Origin of the sequence: Deinococcus aquaticus (assembly GCF_028622095.1) — a bacterium.
In the GTDB taxonomy this organism is placed as follows: Bacteria; Deinococcota; Deinococci; order Deinococcales; family Deinococcaceae; genus Deinococcus; species Deinococcus aquaticus.
The window spans coordinates 536719-555181 of the sequence record NZ_CP115165.1 but is presented as its reverse complement, the minus strand read 5'-3'; the positions used below and the strand labels follow the sequence as shown (position 1 = coordinate 555181).

18 protein-coding genes are annotated in these 18463 nt (G+C 69.7%); 7 read left to right on the top strand and 11 right to left on the bottom strand.

What is annotated here, in order from left to right; all coding sequences use genetic code 11:
* Positions 1-75: 75 nt before the first annotated feature.
* The 6 genes from M8445_RS02740 to M8445_RS02715 form a co-directional block, all read right to left on the bottom strand.
* Positions 76-714, bottom strand: a complete 639-nt coding sequence (locus M8445_RS02740; protein ID WP_273989489.1) for an IMPACT family protein — start codon at positions 712-714, stop codon at positions 76-78.
* Between the two features lie 2 nt (positions 715-716).
* On the bottom strand, positions 717-1304 hold the full coding sequence (locus tag M8445_RS02735; RefSeq protein WP_273989488.1) for an NUDIX domain-containing protein: 588 nt from the start codon (positions 1302-1304) through the stop codon (positions 717-719).
* A 574-nt stretch (positions 1305-1878) separates the two neighbouring features.
* Positions 1879-3234 (bottom strand): DUF4403 family protein, encoded by a 1356-nt coding sequence (locus M8445_RS02730; protein ID WP_273989485.1) that lies wholly within the window; start codon positions 3232-3234, stop codon positions 1879-1881.
* A gap of 140 nt (positions 3235-3374) precedes the next feature.
* Positions 3375-4079, bottom strand: coding sequence for a ferric reductase-like transmembrane domain-containing protein (locus M8445_RS02725; protein WP_273989483.1), 705 nt, complete (start codon positions 4077-4079; stop codon positions 3375-3377).
* The gene (locus M8445_RS02720) at positions 4076-4954 is read right to left on the bottom strand and encodes an FAD:protein FMN transferase (RefSeq protein WP_273989482.1); all 879 of its coding nucleotides are present in this window, start codon (positions 4952-4954) and stop codon (positions 4076-4078) included. The genes M8445_RS02725 and M8445_RS02720 overlap by 4 nt, the downstream gene beginning before the upstream one ends.
* Positions 4954-5310, bottom strand: a complete 357-nt coding sequence (locus tag M8445_RS02715; RefSeq protein WP_273989470.1) for a hypothetical protein — start codon at positions 5308-5310, stop codon at positions 4954-4956. Before M8445_RS02715 ends, M8445_RS02720 begins: the two co-directional genes overlap by 1 nt.
* 84 nt (positions 5311-5394) lie before the next feature.
* On the opposite strand from M8445_RS02715, the gene M8445_RS02710 reads away from it, so the two are divergent.
* The 4 genes from M8445_RS02710 (at position 5395) to M8445_RS02695 (ending at position 10892) form a co-directional block, all read left to right on the top strand.
* Positions 5395-5820 (top strand): secondary thiamine-phosphate synthase enzyme YjbQ, encoded by a 426-nt coding sequence (locus M8445_RS02710; RefSeq protein ID WP_273989468.1) that lies wholly within the window; start codon positions 5395-5397, stop codon positions 5818-5820.
* A 176-nt stretch (positions 5821-5996) separates the two neighbouring features.
* Complete coding sequence (locus M8445_RS02705; RefSeq protein ID WP_273989466.1) at positions 5997-7214, top strand: adenylosuccinate synthase; 1218 nt, start codon at positions 5997-5999, stop codon at positions 7212-7214.
* Positions 7215-7410: 196 nt separating this feature from the next.
* Positions 7411-8022 carry a GTP cyclohydrolase I FolE gene (folE, locus tag M8445_RS02700; RefSeq protein ID WP_099748226.1) on the top strand — a complete coding sequence of 204 codons (612 nt, stop codon included), beginning with the start codon at positions 7411-7413 and terminating at the stop codon, positions 8020-8022.
* A gap of 155 nt (positions 8023-8177) precedes the next feature.
* On the top strand, positions 8178-10892 hold the full coding sequence (locus M8445_RS02695) for a sensor domain-containing diguanylate cyclase/phosphohydrolase (protein WP_273989465.1): 2715 nt from the start codon (positions 8178-8180) through the stop codon (positions 10890-10892).
* Between the two features lie 150 nt (positions 10893-11042).
* Here the strand turns inward: M8445_RS02695 and sufU are convergent, their stop codons facing one another.
* Both sufU and M8445_RS02685 read right to left on the bottom strand, forming a co-directional pair.
* Positions 11043-11483 (bottom strand): Fe-S cluster assembly sulfur transfer protein SufU, encoded by a 441-nt coding sequence (gene sufU, locus M8445_RS02690; protein WP_273989463.1) that lies wholly within the window; start codon positions 11481-11483, stop codon positions 11043-11045.
* A 2-nt stretch (positions 11484-11485) separates the two neighbouring features.
* Positions 11486-12664, bottom strand: coding sequence for a M20 family metallopeptidase (locus M8445_RS02685; protein ID WP_273989461.1), 1179 nt, complete (start codon positions 12662-12664; stop codon positions 11486-11488).
* A 142-nt stretch (positions 12665-12806) separates the two neighbouring features.
* On the opposite strand from M8445_RS02685, the gene M8445_RS02680 reads away from it, so the two are divergent.
* The 3 genes from M8445_RS02680 to M8445_RS02670 all read left to right on the top strand — a co-directional run bounded on the left by M8445_RS02680 (position 12807) and on the right by M8445_RS02670 (position 15609).
* The gene (locus M8445_RS02680) at positions 12807-13001 is read left to right on the top strand and encodes a hypothetical protein (protein ID WP_273989460.1); all 195 of its coding nucleotides are present in this window, start codon (positions 12807-12809) and stop codon (positions 12999-13001) included.
* A gap of 207 nt (positions 13002-13208) precedes the next feature.
* Positions 13209-14306: a Gfo/Idh/MocA family protein gene (locus M8445_RS02675; protein ID WP_273989459.1), complete on the top strand. Its 1098-nt coding sequence runs from the start codon at positions 13209-13211 to the stop codon at positions 14304-14306.
* Positions 14307-14400: 94 nt separating this feature from the next.
* Positions 14401-15609: an NAD(P)/FAD-dependent oxidoreductase gene (locus tag M8445_RS02670; protein ID WP_273989458.1), complete on the top strand. Its 1209-nt coding sequence runs from the start codon at positions 14401-14403 to the stop codon at positions 15607-15609.
* 53 nt (positions 15610-15662) lie between these two features.
* Here the strand turns inward: M8445_RS02670 and M8445_RS02665 are convergent, their stop codons facing one another.
* The 3 genes from M8445_RS02665 to pyrR are packed head-to-tail and all read right to left on the bottom strand — an operon-like array spanning position 15663 to position 18444.
* On the bottom strand, positions 15663-16922 hold the full coding sequence (locus M8445_RS02665; protein ID WP_273989457.1) for a dihydroorotase: 1260 nt from the start codon (positions 16920-16922) through the stop codon (positions 15663-15665).
* Positions 16923-16939: 17 nt separating this feature from the next.
* Positions 16940-17866, bottom strand: a complete 927-nt coding sequence (locus M8445_RS02660; protein ID WP_380091522.1) for an aspartate carbamoyltransferase catalytic subunit — start codon at positions 17864-17866, stop codon at positions 16940-16942.
* Between the two features lie 29 nt (positions 17867-17895).
* Positions 17896-18444 (bottom strand): bifunctional pyr operon transcriptional regulator/uracil phosphoribosyltransferase PyrR, encoded by a 549-nt coding sequence (pyrR, locus tag M8445_RS02655; RefSeq protein WP_273989456.1) that lies wholly within the window; start codon positions 18442-18444, stop codon positions 17896-17898.
* Between the last annotated feature and the right edge of the window lie 19 nt (positions 18445-18463).

Here is an 18463-nt window from a genome sequence, read left to right as displayed (position 1 = left end):
GTTGCCAACTGCACGCCCGGAATCCTCTTTGCTCCCACTCGCGTCCGCTCGGATTGAATGGTTTTTGCAAACCATTCAATCGGAGTCTGTATCACCCCACGGCAACTCCACAACCTCCGCCGCCCCCCGTGACGCATCCCGCAACCCCGCCACCACACCACCCACATCCTCCGGGAACACCTCCAGGCGCAGCGACACCCCGCTCCCCGAGTACGCCTCCTCACCGCGCACCGCGTCCAGCGACCCCAGCAGGTGATACAGGCCCCCCAGAAACTCGAACGGCACTGACACCCGCAGCGCCCGCCGCGCCCGCACCGTCACCCGCGCCGCCGTCCGCAGGCACTCCGCCGCCCCGCCCCCATACGCCCGTGCCAGCCCGCCCGTCCCCAGCTTCACCCCACCATAAAAACGGACCACGACCACCATCACGTGATCCACCCCCTGCCCCTCAATGGCCCGCAGGATCGGCCCGCCCGCCGTGCCGCCCGGCTCGCCATCATCACCAAAGCGGTAAGCGCCCCCAATCCGGTACGCCCAGCAGTGATGCGTCGCGTCCGGGTACCGCTCCCGCAACACCCCCAGCTGAGCCAGCGCCCCCTCCGGCGAATCCGCCCGATCCGCGAACGCCAGGAACTCACTGTTCTCGATCACCGCATCCCAACGGTGCGGCCCTGCCAGAGTCACGAACGGCGCCGGCAGATCCGAACCCACCACGCTCAGAGCAGCCCCCGCCCCACCAGCACCGCCCGCGCATGCCACATCGCCAGACTGCTCGACCCGTCCAGGATCTCCCCGGCATCCAGGCGGCGGTACGCCTCCGCCAGAGGCACCACCACCCGCTCGATGGTCTCGGTGTCCTCGTGATGCATGTCACCCAACGTGACGCCCAGCGCCAGGAACGGGTAGAAGATCACGCCACTGATACTCGGCTGCGGGTAGAAGCCCGGCAGCGACACCCACTCCGCCGCCACACCCCCAACCTCCTCGTGCAGTTCCCGCCGCGCCGCCGCGAGCAGGTCCTCGCCGCGCTCCACGCCACCCGCAACGACCTCGGTGACGGTCGCGCGCAGAGGGTAGCGGTACTGACGGATCAGGACCGCCTCACCCGCCGCCGTCACGGGCAACACGAACACCGCACGCGGCCCACGCGGACGGTACTGATAGGTGGTCTCCGCGCCATTCGGGAGCCGCACGCGGTCCTCGAACACTGTGCGGAACCCCGACACGAGCTGCCGGGACTCCAGCGTCTCCCACGGCTGAACCTCATCCTCGATCAACGACGTCCAGTTCGGGTGATCAGTCATGCACCCAGGCTAACAGGCTGCTGTTCTGTGCGGGGGGCTGGGGGGTGGCGGGCTTTCCGTGTGCTTCCCCACCCCCCAGCCCCCTACCCCAGGGGGGCAGGGGGAGCAGGCGTTGCACTGGGCAAGAGATTCGACTGACGCGGCGGGTTTGTGTTGAGCGGTGGCGTGTCCGGCTTCGACGCCATCCTGTCGCGCCCGGTGGAAGGCCCGCGCGCTGCGCGCACGACGGCCGGTGGCAGTCTGCGGTCAGTGGCAGGGCCACCTGATGACAGCTGCTGATCTATTTTGAAAACCATGCTTCAGCTGAAGCCGAAAAAGTAGAACCTTCCCGCACACACCAAGCCACACGGCTACTCAATCGTCGTGGCAACGCGGCCCGTCGTGCGCGCAGCGCGCGGGGCGAACGCCGCGAAATCGAAGGATGGCGTGTGAGCAGGAATCGATCTCGTCGACTACGTTTCACGCAAGCCCACGAAATCCCTGCCCAGTGCAACGCTGGCTCCCCCGTCCCCCCTGGGGATGGGGGCTGGGGGGTGGGGAAGCCCGCCGCAGGCGCCCACCTTCCATCCCCCCCTCATTCCACCTGAACGTGAGCCCCGAGAGCCCCGGTCGCTTCGGTGGTGATGATCAGCGCGTCGGGCGTGACGTTCAGGCTGGTGAGGCGCAGGGTGGTGATCTGTCCGGCGAGGGTGATGCCGGGGGCGGGCGTGAAGGGCAGGCGGCGTTGCAGGGTGGTGAGGGCAGTGTTCAGGTGGGGGTTCAGGTCGATGCGGGCGGCCTGGGTGATGTACGTCTGGGCGCGGGTGTCGGCCAGCCAGGCGAGGGCGCGCCCGGTGAGGCCCTGGCGGCGGGTGGTGACGGTGGGGTTCTTCAGCGTGAGGGTCTGGGTGGCGGGGTCGAGGGTGGGGGTGCCGCGGACGTCGGTGGTGGCGTTGAGTGTGAGGCCGAGGGGGCCGGTGATCTGGAGGTTGATGGTGGCGGTCAGGTCGGTGCCGGTGGGCCGGAGGGTGACGCGGGTGACCCTGAGGGTGGGTGAGGTGGGGACGGGGAGGGTGAGGGTACGGCGGGCGGCTTCGCGGGTGGCGGCGGCGGACAGTTCGGGGTAGGGGAGGTGGGTGGGGACTCGCAGGTGAACGGTAGGGGTCAGGGTGTTGGTGTGGTGCAGGGGGGGGAGGGGCCGCGTGGGTTGTGGGGGGGCCTGGCCGAGTCCGGCGTCCAGGCGGAGTTGGGCGCCCAGCGTGACGTTCAGGGCGTCGGGCGTGAACTGGAAGGGGGTGACGCTGAGGGTGAGGGGGGTGGCGCGGGCGTAGGCGGGGTCGGGGGTGGGGAGTGTCCAGGGGTGTTGTGCTTTCGTCCAGAGGGTGCTGGCGCGCTGGCGCAGGCGGGCCTGTTCACGGACGGCTGTCTGTACCTGCGCGGCCAGGGTGTCCAGTTGCGCGCGCACCTGGGCGTCGACCAGGGATTGCACGCTGACGCGCACGCCCTGGGTCAGTTCGACGCTCAGGGGGTCCGTCCAGGCGTGGTTGCCTTTGATGGTCACAGCGGCTTCCCAGTCGGGCGTGATGGTCGGTATGACGGTCAGGGTGACGGTCGCCTCGCCGCCGAAGTCCCGCGCGAGGAATGAGCCGATGCCGCCCGGTTCGGCGCGGAAGGCTGCGCGGATGGGGACGCTGATCTGCAGGCCGGAGCCGTCCGGCAGGGCGTGCACCTGCACGTGCCCGGCACGCGTGACGGTGCCGGTCAGGTTGACGCGCAGCAGGCCGCCCAGGTAGGAGCGTTGTTCGTCCAGTCGTGCGAATTCCAGGGGGACGCGGGCGTTCGCGGCGCGCTGCACGCCCGCCAGGGGAACCGTGACGGGCACCGTGATGACCGAGGGGGCCGGGTCGGCAGGTGAGGCCGGAGGGGCAGCCAGCGCAGCGGAGGCAGTCATGCCTACAGTCAACACGACGGTCGTGAGCGGGGGCGTCAGGCGAACGGAGGACGGGGCGCGCATCCCCCAGACGCTACCTGCGGCGCGTGAGGAATGCCCGGCTCTGGCAGCCTGACCGGTCTGCTCTACCGGGTGGCCTGTCATCCGGTGGAGCGGGGTGGGCGGCGCTTCTTGGTTTCTTCCAGCAGGCGCAGGCCGAACGTGAACGCCACAGCCGCGACGGACGTGGCGTACAGCGCGCCCAGGTGGTCGCTGCCAGCGGTGACGCCGTGCGCGGTCAGCAGGGCGAAGGCGGGGTACGCGCTCAGGTGCAGGGCCTTCCACACGCGGGGGTTCAGGTGTCGGCGGGCGCGGGTGCTGACGATCACCAGGGCCAGCAGGTACGCGCCCAGGGTGCCCAGCGCGACTGGCAGGGGCCGCACGCTGCTCGCGCCGGGAATCAGGACGGCCAGCAGCGACTGCGGGTACGTGGCGTCCACGGTCAGGAGCAGGCCGTGCACCATGCCCAGGGTCAGCGCGAAGCCACTGGTCACGCCGTGCCACCCGGCCTGCTGCGCGCGGGTCAGCCACGCGGGCGAGTACCGGCTGCCCAGCAGGGCGCCCGTGGCGGTCGTGGCGGCCAGCAGCAGGTACGCGACGGTGCCGGTGGCGCGGTTCAGGGTCCAGGCCAGGGTGTGCGGCCCCAGGTGCAGCCAGCAGGCGAGGTACGCGAGGCCGAAGATCAGCAGCAGTCCGGCGGTCAGGGTGGTGTTGTGGGCGTCGTCCAGGACGCTGTTGGGCCGCCGGGTGGGCGTGCGGGGTGGTGCGGGGCGCTGGGGGGTGGGGATGGGGGTGTGCGTGGTCATGCGGCCCTCCGGGTCCAGCGGCCGGCCTGCCAGTGGTGCGCGTGACCGGCGTGATCGAAGGCCAGCAACTGCGTGCCAGCCGGGGCGAGGTCGCGCAGCAGGTCGTCTGCGCCCAGCAGCGCGAGTTTCGTCAGTGTTTCCGCGACAGTCACGCGGCCGGTCAGGGCCGTTACCTGCGTCCAGGGCGCGGCGGCGGGGCGGGCGGTGCGCGGGTCGATCAGGTGGTGCCCGCCCGCCCAGGCGCGCGCCACCACGCTGCTGGTCGCCACGCCGCTGACGCCCGCGCCCACGTTCAGGAAGGCGGGAGGCGCGTCCGGGGGCGTGCGGACGGCCAGCGTGCCGGGCCGCGTGAAGTTCAGGTGCAGGTCACCCCCGGCGTCCAGCAGCGAGTCGCCGCGCAGAAACCGGGCGGCCCGCGCGGCAATCCAGCTCTTGGCCGTGCCGCCCAGATCCAGGCGCACGCCGCGCGGCAGGCGGATCAGGTCGTCCTGCACGGTCACGCCCTCCAGCGCGCTCAGGTCCGGGATGGGCGCGGCGGGACGCGCAGGCGTGTCTCCGGGGGCGGCGGTGTACCCGGCGGCTTCCAGGGCGTCCAGTACGGCGGGCGTGATCAGGCCGCGCGTGCGCCGCGCCACGTCCAGGGCGTGCTGCACGGCCAGCCGAAGATCCTCGGGCGGGCCTCGCAGTTCACCCCTGGCATTCAGTTCCGTCAGCGGTGACGGCCGGAAGCGGGTCAGGACGGCCTCCAGACGGCGGACCTCACGGAGCGCCGCGAACGCCCCGCGTCCCTGCGCGCGTACCTGGGTGCCCAGCGCGGCCAGGGTCAGGTCCGGGCTGACCGGGTCGAGGGGAGCTGGGTCGAGGGGGGCCGTCATCACGAGCCCCGCGTGGTCGCGCGCGTGCGGGCCTGCGGCTGCGCGGCGTAGGTGCTGCCCTGAGGCGCGGCCTGCGCCCAATCACTTGTGCTGCCGCCCGCGTTGCTGTCCTGGGTGGCGACGTCATAGTCGTCATCCGTGTAGGAATCACTCGCGTACGAGTCACCTGCGTACGAATCGCCTGTGTACTGGGCGTTCGTGTTGCTGCTGGCCGCCGCTGTCGGCTGCGCGCGGCCGCCCAGCCAGAAGGTCGTCAGGCCCGCCGACACGCTGCCCGTCAGCAGCAGCAGCGTGGCGGTCGCGCGGCGGGCATCGAATCCTTTCACGGGCTTGCGGGTGGGTGTGGTCGGCGTCATGCCTCACGGTGCGCCCCGACGGTTAAACAGCGGCAAAGGAGTCGCCCCACCCGTTGCTGGCTCCGGCCCGCTACCCTGAACCCCATGTGGGCCCAGCACACCCTGACCCTGCCCGCGCGGCGGCGCGGCTTTCACCTGATCACGCGGGAGGTCACGGCGGCCGTCCCGGAACTGGCCCGCACCCGCGCGGGGCTGCTGCACGTGTTCATTCAGCACACCAGCGCCAGCCTCACCCTGAACGAGAACGCCAGCCCGGACGTCAGGGACGACTTCGAAACGTACTTCAATCACGCCGTCCCGGACGGCTGGGAACCCTTTGCGCACACCCTGGAGGGACCGGACGACATGGCGGCGCACATCAAGGCCAGCCTGCTGGGCCCCAGCCTCACGCTGCCCGTGCAGTCCGGACGCCTTGCGCTGGGCACGTGGCAGGGCGTGTACCTCTGCGAACACCGCGACCACGGCGGCCCCAGAAGACTGATCCTCACACTGACGGGGGAGGGCGCGTAGTTGCGCGGGCCGCCTGCCCGGCACCTGTCCGCCTCTGGTAAACATGTCCTGCGTCCGGGCGGGGCGGTTCGTTTACACTGAGTTACGGTGCTGCGCGCCGTGTTTTTTTTGCTCTGACCTCCTGGTGGGGTGTGGGTAAGGGGAGCAAGTCTGTGCGTGTGGCGTGGAGGGCTTGAATGCCTGGAATTGCGATTGTTGGCGCTCAGTGGGGCGATGAAGGCAAGGGGAAAATCACGGATTTCCTGGCGCCGGAAGCCGAGTTCGTGGTGCGGTATCAGGGCGGCGCGAACGCCGGGCATACGGTCACGGCGAAGGGGCAGACGTTCAAGTTGAATCTGCTGCCCAGCGGCGTGCTGCATGACGGGACGGTCAGCGTGCTGGGTGACGGGATGGTCATTGACGCGGACAAGTTCATGGAGGAACGCCGGAACCTGATCGCGGGTGGCCTGAACCCGGACCTGCGCATCAGTGACCGGGCGCATCTGGTGCTGCCGCACCACAAGTTCGTGGATGGCCGTAAGGACTTCGTGGGCACCACGGGGCGCGGGATCGGCCCGGCGTACGCGGACCGGGCGCGCCGCGTGGGCATCCGCTTTGGTGATCTGCTGGATGACGGCGTGCTGCGCGAGCGGATCGAGCGTCTGTTGGAGGCCAAACCGAACAGCACCCGCGACGCGGGCTGGACGAGCGTGGACGTGGCGATGGAGTCCCTCGCCCCGACCCGCGAGGCGCTCGCACCGTTCATTCAGGATACGGGCGAGCAGCTGCGCGCCGCGATCCGTGACGGCCGCAACGTGCTGTTCGAGGGCGCGCAGGCGACCCTGCTGGACCTCAACTACGGCACGTACCCCTTCGTGACCAGCAGCCACCCCACGGTGGGCGGCATTCTGGTGGGGGCGGGCGTGAACCACAAGGCCATTCACAAGGTGTACGGCGTGGCGAAGGCCTTCAACACCCGCGTCGGGCATGGGCCGTTCCTGACCGAGGTGCATGACGAGGCGGGCATCCTGCGCCTGCGCGGCGACGGCAGCAAACCCTGGGACGAGTTCGGCACGACGACCGGCCGTCCGCGCCGGGTGGGCTGGCTGGACCTGCACCTGCTGAAGTACGCGGTGGACGTGAACGGCCTGGACGGGCTGGTCATCAACAAGATGGACGTCCTGGCGGGTCTGGACGAGGTGCCGGTCTGCGTGGGCTACGACGCGGACGGTCAACCGGTCATGAAACGCATGAAGGGCTGGGCGACCACCGAGGGCGCCGACAGCCGCGCGACCCTGGCCAAAGAGGCGCAGGCGTACCTGGACCTGATCGAGGAGACCGTGAACTGCCCCGTGGTGATCTTCTCGGCCGGTCCGGCCCGCGAGCAGACGTACGGCGAGGTCAGCTGGAAGTAAACCGGACTTCGGGCGGGAGGGCCTCCGGGTCCGTTCCCGCCTGAGCCGGGAGGCGGCTGGAGATTCCCTCACGTCCGGGAGGGCTGTGGGGGGTTCCTGAATCTTTTTTGACAATTGCCGCGAGGGGCTACGGCCTACACTCGCGGCATTCATGTTCATGCCCCCGGACCGGGGAGCGTGAGAAGGAGCAACCCCCTTGACGATTGAAACAGTGATCAGCGCCGCTGATGAGAAGCAGGAAGTGCCGGGCCTGAGTGCCCTGACCCACAGCTGGCTGGGCGCCATCGGGGAGGACCCGGAGCGCGAGGGTCTGCTGAAAACGCCGCACCGCGTGGCGAAAGCCTGGGGGTTCCTGACCGCCGGGTACCAGAAGACGCTGCACGAGGCCGTGGGTGACGCCGTGTTCGCCGCCGATGGCAGCGAGATGGTGATCGTGAAGGACATCGAGTTCTACTCCATGTGCGAGCACCATATGCTGCCTTTCTACGGCCGGGCGCACATTGCGTACATTCCGGACGGGCAGATTCTGGGCCTGAGTAAGTTCGCGCGGATCGTGGACCTGTACTCCCGCCGCCTGCAGGTGCAGGAGCGCATCACGACGCAGGTGGCCGACGCGGTGCAGGAACTGCTTGCCCCGAAGGGCGTGGCGGTCGTCATGGAGGGCGTGCACCTGTGTATGGCGATGCGTGGCGTGCAGAAGCAGAACAGCAGCACCAGTACGAGCGCCATGCGCGGACTGTTCAAGAGCGACCCGCGCACCCGCGCGGAGTTCATGAGCGCCGTGCAGACCACCCTGCGCTCCCGCTGAGCCACGCTTCCTCCTGACCGCGCCGGTTGACGTCAAGTCCCGGCGCGGTCTGTGCTGTGTGGGGTTTGGGCCGCGTCTCATGAAGCCCCGGTGGTGCGGGCCGCAAGAAGGATGTAAGTCGGGGACCGGTACTGTGCAGGTGGGGGGAACGTGCCGTGTTGCTGAATCTGTGCCTGCTGCTGACCTGCGCGTTCCTGTTCAGCCTGACCTACCGGGAGTGGCCAGCGCGGGACCGACTGTCGGATCACGCGTTGCGGCTGGCGGTGGCGGCGGTGGCGTCGGTGCTGCTGGTCCTGAATACCGAGTCGTTCGGGCCGCTGAAAATCGATCTGCGGTACGTGCCGATCGCCATGCTGACCCTGCGGTACGGGCTGGGCGGCGGGGCGCTGGTGGCGTTGCCGGTGGTGGTGTTGCGCCTGCTGGAATCCGAGGTGGGCGGCGTGGTGAACCTGCTGAACACCCTGAGTGTGCTGGGCCTGTCGGCGCTGTTGCGCCGGAACCTGCGGGCGCCGCTGTACCAGCCCCGGCCGTGGCACCTGCCGCTGCCGTACCTGGGGGTGGGGCTGCCGCTGTTCTTCATTCCGTTGCCGCCGGGCCTGTCGGCGCTGCCCACGTACCTGCTGATGCTGGCGCTGCATACCGGGGCGTCCTGGCTGGTGCAGTTGCTGCTGCACACCCGGCTGGGGCTGCTGCGCGCGCAGGCCGAACTGCAGCGGCAGGTGAACACCGACGACCTGACCCGCTTGGGGAACCGCCACCGCTTCAATCAGGATCTGGCGCGGCTGGAGACCGGCGCGCAACTGGTGCTGCTGGACGTGGACGGGTTCCGGTCGCTGAATGAACGGCACGGGATGGCCGCCGGGGACCGGGCGCTACGGTACATCGGGCAGGTCATGCAGGATGTCTCCCCGGACGCCGCGTACCGCCTGAGCGGCGAGGAGTTCGCGCTGCTGCTGAACGTGGGCGGCGAGGCCCCGGCCCGCACGCTGGTCGAGCGGATTCAGGGCCGCCTGGCGGAACCCGGCGAGTTGCCCTGGTCGGGCCTGACCCTGTCGGCCGGGCTGGTCACGCGGCTGCTGCACGAGTCGTCCGGTGAGCTGATGCACCGCGCGGACGAGGCGCTGTACCTCGCCAAGACGAACGGCCGCAACCGCGTGGTGGTGGGTCTGTTCCGGCAGGGTCGCCCCGCCACGCAGACGTCGGAATCGCCGCCGGACATCCGCCCCCGGTACTCGCTGTGGCAGTCGCAGCGGACCACCATGCGGCTGCTCTCGGAACGGCGCGCCCTGACCGACGCCGACTGGCAGGACCTGCTGCGACTGGCCGTGATCAACGTGGAGGGCGTGGAGGCCGCCAGCCTGAACATCCGCGAAGGCAAACGCTTCCGGGTGTGCGCCGTGGACGGGTACCCGGACGGACTGCGCGGCACGTTCCTGAGCGAGCAGTCGCAGCTGAACTGGTACGGCCGGGGCGCGCAGGCGTGGCTGGCGGGACAGCCGCGGGCCGTGCGCGGCGCGGAGCTTCAGCAGGTCTGGCAGGCGGCGAACGGCGGCGCGGCCGAGGGGCACAGCCATACCTTCGAGCGGCTGGGGCGGCGGGAGCGGCTGCGCGTGAACCTCTGCGTGCCGGTCCTGCTGGGCGGCGAGGTGATCGCGCACCTGAACCTGGATTCGTTCACGTCGGATTCGGTGTTCACGCCGCAGGTCATCGAGGACGCCGCCACCTTCGCGCAGCAGGTCGCGGCGCTGCTACAACTTCAGGAACGTTGGCGGGAACTCGATCAGCTGGCGCTGCTGCACGGCGACCTGAGCCGCAGCCTGACCGACGAGGAGATCGCCTCGCACCTGACCGACACGGCGCACGACCTGATGCGCACCAGTTACAGCATCCTGCTGCGCTACGACCCCGCCACCGACATGCTGGTCAGCGCCGCCCGCGCCGGGATCAACGCCGACTGGGACGCCCTGCCGGTGGACCTGAAACGCGGGCATGGCGTGTCCTGGCAGGCGGTGCAGAGCGGGCAGATCATTCGCGTGGCGGACCTGATGGACGCCCCCGCCGCGTACCGCCCGCCGCACCTCGACGATTCCCGCCGCGCGCTGATGGCCGTGCCGCTGCTGTCGCGCCAGCAGGAGCCGCTGGGCGTGCTGTGCCTGCTGCGGCCCCTGCACTGGCCGTTCCAGGCCAGTGACGAGGCGCTGGCGTCCATGCTGGCCAGTGTCGGCACGCGCGTCATGGAACGCAGCGCGCACCTGACCGACCTGCGCGCCACCCTGGAAGCCTCCCTGAACACCCTGGGCGTCGCCCTCGAGGCGCGGGACTTCGAGACGCAGGGGCACACGGCGCGCGTGCAGGACCTCGCGCTGCGCATGGCCGAGGCGCTGAACCTGCCGGAAGAGGAACGCACGGCCCTGCGGCACGGCGCGGCCCTGCACGACATCGGCAAACTGTGCATCCCGGACGCCGTGCTGCTCAAACCCGGCCGCCTGAGCCCCGAGGAGCGCGTCGTGGTCGAGCAGCACGCGCCGCTGGGCGCCCAGCTCGTGGCCCGCATTCCGTTCCTGCACCCGCAGGCGCATCAGGTGGTCCGCCACCACCATGAACGCTGGGACGGCGCCGGGTACCCGGACCGGCTGGCCGGCGAGCAGATTCCCCTGCTGGCCCGCATTTTCGCGCTGTGCGACGTGTACGACGCCCTGACCAGCGCCCGCCCGTACAAGGCCGCCATGCCGCACGAGCAGGCCACCGTCATCATTCTGGACGGGGCCGGCACGCAGTTCGATCCGTTCCTGACCGACGTGTTCGTGCGGGTACTGGATCACCCCGACCAGCTGGCGCAGCCCCCGGTCACCGGCCGCGCTCACCCCTAAGGGCGGGGTGCGGCTCAGCCCATTGTCATACGGACTCCGATTGAATGGTTTGCCAAAACCGTTCAATCCGAGCGGAGCTAAGAGGATTCCGGGCGTGGAGTTGGCAAACCGGCGTATTTCCGGGTTGTTAACGCAACAGACGGAATCCTCTTAGCCCAGTGTGGAAGCCTCAAGGGTCTGCTCCAGCGCCCGCCACGCCAGCAGTGCGCACTTGCGCCGCGCGTGCAGGCGGCTGACGCCTGACAGGGCCAGCAGGTCACCCAGTTCCAGATTGCCCAGCTGCGGGTCGCCCGGCTCCTCGCCCATGACCATCGCGCGGTAGCGGGCGGCCAGCGCGCGGGCTTCCTCCACGGTCTTCCCGGTCAGGGCAACCGTCATGAGGCTCGCGCTGCTCTGACTGATCGCGCAGCCCTTCCCGGTGAAGGTCAGGGCCGCGATCCGCCCGCCTTTCACGTCCGCCCAGACGGTCACCTGATCCCCGCAGCCCGGGTTGTCCAGCGTGACGCCCTCTATGCCGTCCAGCGGCCCGGTGTGGCGCGGGCGGCGCTGGTGGTCGGCAATGATTTCCTTGGCTATCGCGTCGGGCAGCACGGTCACTCCGGGACGGTCAGGCGCAGCGCGGCGGCGTGCAGCATCCGCACCCCGGTTTCCAGGCTGGCCTCGTCGATCGTGAAGCGCGGGTGGTGGTGCGGCCAGCGGCTGTCCTGCCCGTCACTGCCGGAGCCGACGTTGAAGTACGCGCCGGGCGCTTTTTCCAGGTACGCGCTGAAGTCCTCGCCGCCCATGGTGGGTTTCGCGTCCCGGTACAGGTCCGCCCCCACCACGTCCAGCGCGATGTCTTTCAGTTGCGCGGCCACCCAGTCCGTGTTGATCAGCGGGCGGTACCCGAACTCGTACCGCAGTTCGTAGGTCGCGCCGTGCGCGTCGCACACGCCCTTGATGACCCGCTCGATCAGTTGCGGCGCCCGCTCCCGCAGCGCCGGGTCGAAGGTGCGTACCGTGCCCATCAGTTCGGCCGTGTCGGGAATGACGTTGTGCGTGGTGCCGCTCGTGAACTTCGTGATGCTGACCACTAGCGCGTCCTGCGCGGCCACCATGCGGCTCACCACATGCTGAAGGTTCGTGACGACCTGCGCGCCCACCGCGATCGGGTCCACAGCTTCCTCCGGGTGCGCGCCGTGCCCGCCGCGCCCACGGATCGTGAGTTCCAGCATGTCCGGCGCGGCCATGAACGCCCCCGGCTTGACGGCCACCACGCCGGCCGGCAGCTGGCTGTTCAGGTGCAGGCCCGTGACCACGTCCACGCCGTCCATCAGCGGGGTGTTCATGACCAGTTCCTCGGCGCCGCCCGGCCCGATCTCCTCGGCGTGCTGGAAGATCATGCGGATCTCGCCCGGCACGTTCGCCGCGTCCTGCGAAAGCAGCGCCGCCACGCCCAGCAGGATCGCGGTGTGCCCGTCGTGCCCGCAGGCGTGCATCACGCCGGGGGTCTTGGAAGCGAACTCGAAGGTGTTCTCCTCATGAATCGGCAGCGCGTCGATATCGGCGCGCAGCAGCACGGTGCGGCCCGGCTGCCCGCCCTTCAGGACGGCCAGGACGCTGGTCGCGGTGGGGCGCGAGACACTCAGGCCCGGCATCTTGCGCAGTTCGGCCTCGATGTACGCGGCCGTCTCGTGCTCCTCGAAGCCCACCTCGGGGTTCATGTGCAGGTGCCGCCGCCACGCCACGAGCTGCGTGCGGAGGTCCTCCACCCGGTCACCTATTGCAGTCATGCCCCAGCCTAGCGCCTCCGGGTGGCCGGACGGGCAGCGTTTCGATCCGCCGGACACCCCGGCCCGCTGCCCGCAAGCGGAGGTAAAGGAACCTGAGTCCCTCCTCAGCAACTTTCTTCTGCAATCTGTCGTAATGAGTGGCGTGAAGACTTCCTCGAAAGGCAAACTCGGCCTCGTTCTGGCCGCCGCTCCCGTCGTCCTGGAACTGCTCGTGAAGGCCCGGCAGAAACAGCGCGGCCGCTACGCCACCGCCCGCAAACGCGACCGCATCATCGATACCCTGCTGTCCCGCGCCCAGAAAGCCGTCGGGAAATCCGGCAAACGCCGCTTCTTCTGAAGCCGTAAGGACACCGCAAGGCCCGCCCCCACCCGACCGTGGGGGCGGGCCCGTACGGTGGGGCATGCCTCTGATACGGATTCCGTCTGTTTCGTTAACAACCCGGCAGGGCACCAGGTTGCCAACTCCACGCCCGGAATCCTCTTTGCTCCCACTCGCGTCCGCTCGGATTGAACGGTTTTTGCAAACCATTCAATCGGAGTCCGTATGAAACCGCAGATCAAAGTGCCCGACGCGCAGGACCAGCGGGTAGGTTTCGCTCTGGTCGGGATCGGCAAGCTGACCTCCCAGGAACTCATTCCGGCCGCGCGCACCAGCGAGCACGCCTACGTGGCCGCGCTCGTCAGCGGCGAGGCGGACAAGGCGCAGGGCTTCGCGCGCGCGCTGGGTCTGGGCGAGGGGGACGCCTACACCTACGAGCAGTTCGACGAACTGGCGAACCGCGACGACGTGCAGGCCGTGTACATCGTGCTGCCGAACAGCTTGCACCGCGAGTACGCCACCCGCGCCGCCCGCATGGGCAAACACGTCCTGTGCGAGAAACCGCTGGGCGTGAACGCCGAGGACGCCCAGGCCATCGTGGACGCCTGCCGCGAGGCCGGGGTACTCCTGATGACCGCGTATCGCTGCCAGTACACCCCGGAACACTGGGCGGCGCGCGACGCCGTGCAGGGCGGCACGCTGGGGCCGGTGCGGCTACTGCACTCCATCCACGCGCAGGTCGAGGACGACCCGGAAGCGTGGCGCCTGAAACGCGACCTGGCGGGCGGCGGGCCGCTGCCGGACGTGGGCATCTACAGCCTGAATACCCTGCGCTTCATCACCGGGCAGGAACCCGAGTGGGTGTTCGCCACGCAGCACCAGCCCGAGAGTGACCCGCGCTTCCGGGAGGTCGAGGCGTCCATGAGCGCCCTGCTGGGCTTTCCCGGTGGTATGAGCGCCACCATTCAGACGAGTTACGCCGCGCACAAGACCACCACACTGAGCGTCATGGGTGAGAAAGGCAGCCTGACCATGGATCCCGCCTTCCCGTACGACGGCCTGAAACTCCGCATCAGCAGCGAGGACGGCACGCACGAACCGGCCTTCCCCGAGTACGACCAGTTCACGCTGGAATTCGATCACTTCGCGGGGTGCATCCGCAGCGGCCGCGGGCCCTGGACGCCCGGCGAGGAAGGCGTGCAGGACCACGTGATCATGGACGCCCTGTACGAGAGTGCCCGCACCGGACAGGTCGTGCGCCTGCCCGGCAGCGCGAAGGCCGACGCCTTCCGGGGCACGAAACCCGACCTGCCAGAGAAATAAACCCGCGTTCCGCAACGAATCCTGAACGTCCCCCGCGCAGAACCGTAGCCTCGCGCCCACCCGCGCCCCGCCCCGCCTCCGCAGAATCAGGGGTATGGATCTCCGCAGCGGACGCGCCTTCTGGCCTCTCACGAACGGCCTCATGCACACCTATCCTCCCCTGAGCGCCGATGAGACGGCCGACGTGCTGGTCATCGGGGCGGGCATCACGGGCGCGCTGCTCGCCGACCGCCTGAGTGCCGCCGGGCTGGACGTCGTCGTGACCGACCTGCGCGACGTGGCGTTCGGCAGCACCAGCGCCAGCACCGCCCTGCTCCAGTACGAGATCGACACGAACCTCATGGACCTGATCCCCATGACCGGGCAGGCCGACGCCGAGCGTGCCTACCACCTGTGCCGCGAGGCTATCGGGATGGTCCGCGACCTGACGGCCGAACTGCCCGACGACTGCGGCTTCCGCGAGCGCGGCAGTCTGTACTACGCCAGTAACCGTCGGGACGCCCGCATGCTCGCGCAGGAGCACGCCGCCCGCACCCGCGCCGGACTGAACGTGGAACACCTGGACGCCCGCACCCTGAAGGCCCGCTTCGGGATCACCGCGCCCGCCGCGCTGTTCAGCCCGGACGGCGGTGAGGTCGACCCGTACCGCCTCGCGCAGCACCTGCTTCAGCGGGCACAGGGGCGGGGGGCGCGGGTGTACGACCGCACGCAGGTCACGCGCCTTGACGAACGCAGGGGCGACTTCACGGCGCACACCGACCGGGACGCAAAGATCCAGGCCCGCTGGGTCGTGGTCGCCACCGGGTACGAGGCCGAGAAGTTCCTCGGCCGGCGCCTCGCCATCCTCAAGAACTCCTACGCCCTCGCCTCGGAGCCCATCGAGCAGACCGACGGGGAACTGTGGCCCACCGGCTGCCTGATCTGGGAAACGGCCCGCCCGTACCTGTACGCCCGCACCACGCAGGACGGCCGCGTCGTGATCGGCGGCGAGGACGACGACCACCACAACCCCGCCCGCCGCGAACGCGCCCTGCCCGGCAAGCAACGCCGACTGGAACGCAAACTCGGCAAGCTCCTGCCGCACCTGCAGGCCGAGACGGCCTTCGCGTGGGCCGGCACCTTCGGCGAGACCAAGGACGGCCTCGCGTACATCGGCCCCCGGCAGAAGGGCGACCGCCTGCTGTTTGCGCTCGGGTACGGCGGGAACGGCATCACGTACAGCGTGCAGGCCGCCCGCCTCCTCACGGACCTGATTCAGGGCGAGGAGAACGACGACCTGCGTATCTTCCGCCTGGACCGCTGAACGGCAGCCGGGCGCGGAGGCAATCTCTCCGCGCCCGGCCAGCCGTGTGCCCGTTACCGCTGGTACGCGACCCGGCCGTCCACGACGGTCAGCACGGGCCAGCCTTTCAGCGTTTCCCCGGCCCAGGGGGTGAATTTCGCCTTGCTCTTAAAATCGGCGGGATTCACGGGGCGTTCGGTGCTCAGGTCCAGCACGACCAGATCGGCCTTCTGCCCGGCGTCCAGGGTGGGTTCCGCCCAGCCCATCACGCGGGCGGGCGCGGCGGTCATCAGATCCAGAATGCGGTCCAGGCCCAGCGTCTCGCCAAAGCGGGTGTACATCAGCGGGAACGCCAGTTCGATGTACGCGATGCCGCTGGGTGCGTCCAGCAGGTCGCGTTCCTTCTCCGCGCGGGTGTGCGGCGCATGATCCGTCGCTAGGCAGTCCACGCTCCCGTCCCGCAGACCCTCCAGCAGGTGATCGGCGTCCGCCTGCGTGCGCAGGGGCGGCGCGACCTTGAAGATCGCGTCGAAGCTCCGCAGCGCCTCGTCCGTCAGGGTCAGGTGGTGCGGGCAGACCTCGCAGGTCACGGGCAGACCCTGCGCCTTCGCGGCCCGCACCAAGTCCAGCGCGCGCGCCGTGCTCAGGTGCTGAATGTGCAGCCGCGCGGGCACGCCCTGCGCGTGCAGGCCCGCCACGATCTCGATATCCCGCGCCACACGCGCCGCCTCGGCCGAGGCCGGGTTTCCCGGCAGGCCCAGCGCCTCACTGACCGGCCCCTCGTTCATCACGCCGTCCGCGCGCAGGCTGGCGTCCTCGGCGTGCACGCTGATCACCATGCCCAGGCTCCCGGCCGTCTCCAGGCCCAGGCGCAGCGTGCGGGCGTTCTCGTTCGTGCGCCCGTCATCCGTGAACATGGCCGCGCCCGCCTCTTTCAGGTAGGTCAGTTCGGCCAGTTCCTCGCCCTTCTGGCCCTTCGTCAGCGCCGCCGCCGGACGCAGCCGCGCAAAGCCCAGGCCCGCCGCCTTCTCGATCAGGCTCCGCACGATGGCGGGGTCGTCCACGACCGGACTGGTGTTCGGCATGCTCACCACCGTGCCGTACCCGCCCGCCGCTGCCGCCGCCAGACCGCTGGCGAGGTCTTCCTTCTCCGTCTGCCCCGGCTCGCGCAGGTGCGCGTGCAGCTCGATCAGCGCGGGCGCGACCGTGCCGCCCTGCCCGTCGATGACCTGACCTTCTTCAGGCAGGTTCCAGCCCTTGATCAGGCCGCCCTCAATGGTGACGCTCTCGGTCTTGTCCGACCCGACGCGCTTGATGTTCGTAATCGTGATCATGCTTGTCCCCTCGCCCTTCAGTTCCGTCCGACCAGCAGGTGGTACAGGACGCTCATGCGGATGGCCTGCCCGTTCTCGACCTGTTTCAGAATGCGACTGCGCGGGCCGTCGGCTGTGTCACCGCTGATTTCCAGGTCGCGGTTCATGGGGCCGGGGTGCAGGACGACCGCCCCGCTCTCGGCTTCCTGCATCAGGGTTTCGTTCACCTGGTAGGTGTCGGCGTACTCCTGAAGGCTGCCCAGGAAGCCGCCGCTCATGCGTTCGCGTTGCAGGCGCAGGGCCATGACGGCGTGGGCGCCGCGCACGGCCTCGCGGGGGTCGGTGGTGAGGGTCACGCCGGGCAGCGCGCCCAGACCGGCGGGCAGCAGCGGGGCGGGACCGCACAGGACGACCTTCGCGCCGAGTTTGGGTAGCAGTTCGGCGTTGCTGCGGGCCACGCGGCTGTGGCGGATGTCGCCGATGATGGCGACCGTCTTGCCTTCCAGGCTGCCGTACTCCTGGCGGATGGTGTACGCGTCGAGGAGCGCCTGGGTGGGGTGGGCGCGGCGGCCGTCCCCGGCGTTGATGACGGGCTTGCCGCTGTAGCGCGCGACGAGGTGCGCGGCTCCGGCGGCGTGGTGGCGCACGATGTACGCGTCGACCTTGTACGAGGTCAGGACTTCCATGGTGTCGCGCAGGGATTCGCCCTTGCTGACGCTGCTGGCCCCGGCGGCAAAGGTCAGGACGTCGGCGCTCATGCGGCGGGCGGCCAGTTCGAAGCTGGTGCGGGTGCGGGTGCTGTTCTCGAAGAACGCGTTGCACACGGTCAGGCCCTGCAGGGCCGGGACTTTCTTCACGGGCCGGTCGAGTACCTGGAGCATGGTGTCGGCGTTGTCGAGAATGGCGGTCAGGCGTTCGGGCGTCCAGTCCTGAAAGTCCAGCAGGTGGCGGGGGTGGCTGCCCATGCTGGCGGGGCTGTTCATGGGGGCGGGCGTCATCGCAGCGCCTCCATGTCCCAGAGTTCCACGCTGTCCACGTCGTCGGTTTCCTGCAACTTGACCTTCACGACCTCGGTGGCGGCGGTGGGGAGGTTCTTGCCCACGTAGTCCGCGCGGATGGGCAGTTCGCGGTGCCCCCGGTCGACCAGCACGGCCAGCTGAATCCCGGCGGGGCGGCCGAGGTCGATCAGGGCGTCCAGCGCGGCGCGGACGGTGCGGCCGGTGTACAGCACGTCGTCCACCAGGATCACGCGGCGGTCGCGCAGGTCGAACGGCACCTGCGTCTCGCGGATGATGGGCTGCTGCGCGACTTCACTGAGGTCGTCGCGGTACAGGGTGATGTCCAGCATGCCGGTGGGCACGTCCACGCCCTCCAGGGAGCTGAGTTTCTCGGCAAGGCGCCGGGCCAGGGGGATGCCGCGCGTGTGCACGCCGATCAGGGCGAGGTTCTCGGCGCCCTTGTTGCGTTCGATGATCTCGTGCGCGATGCGGGTCAGGGCGCGGCGGACCTCGTCGGGCGTGAGGATGATGGCCTTGGGTGTCATGCGCTCACCGGGACGGGGT

Bases quoted from the DNA above. Each gene is read 5' to 3' on its own strand.
- M8445_RS02685 (WP_273989461.1), bottom strand. From the start codon at position 12,664: ATGACTGCAATAGGTGACCGGGTGGAGGACCTCCGCACGCAGCTCGTG.
- M8445_RS02710 (WP_273989468.1), top strand. From the start codon at position 5,395: ATGTGGGCCCAGCACACCCTGACCCTGCCCGCGCGGCGGCGCGGCTTT.
- M8445_RS02665 (WP_273989457.1), bottom strand. From the start codon at position 16,922: ATGATCACGATTACGAACATCAAGCGCGTCGGGTCGGACAAGACCGAG.
- M8445_RS02660 (WP_380091522.1), bottom strand. From the start codon at position 17,866: ATGGGCAGCCACCCCCGCCACCTGCTGGACTTTCAGGACTGGACGCCC.
- M8445_RS02670 (WP_273989458.1), top strand. From the start codon at position 14,401: ATGGATCTCCGCAGCGGACGCGCCTTCTGGCCTCTCACGAACGGCCTC.
- M8445_RS02715 (WP_273989470.1), bottom strand. From the start codon at position 5,310: ATGACGCCGACCACACCCACCCGCAAGCCCGTGAAAGGATTCGATGCC.
- M8445_RS02725 (WP_273989483.1), bottom strand. From the start codon at position 4,079: ATGACCACGCACACCCCCATCCCCACCCCCCAGCGCCCCGCACCACCC.
- M8445_RS02720 (WP_273989482.1), bottom strand. From the start codon at position 4,954: ATGACGGCCCCCCTCGACCCAGCTCCCCTCGACCCGGTCAGCCCGGAC.
- M8445_RS02675 (WP_273989459.1), top strand. From the start codon at position 13,209: ATGAAACCGCAGATCAAAGTGCCCGACGCGCAGGACCAGCGGGTAGGT.
- pyrR (WP_273989456.1), bottom strand. From the start codon at position 18,444: ATGACACCCAAGGCCATCATCCTCACGCCCGACGAGGTCCGCCGCGCC.
- M8445_RS02730 (WP_273989485.1), bottom strand. From the start codon at position 3,234: ATGACTGCCTCCGCTGCGCTGGCTGCCCCTCCGGCCTCACCTGCCGAC.
- M8445_RS02735 (WP_273989488.1), bottom strand. From the start codon at position 1,304: ATGACTGATCACCCGAACTGGACGTCGTTGATCGAGGATGAGGTTCAG.
- M8445_RS02705 (WP_273989466.1), top strand. From the start codon at position 5,997: ATGCCTGGAATTGCGATTGTTGGCGCTCAGTGGGGCGATGAAGGCAAG.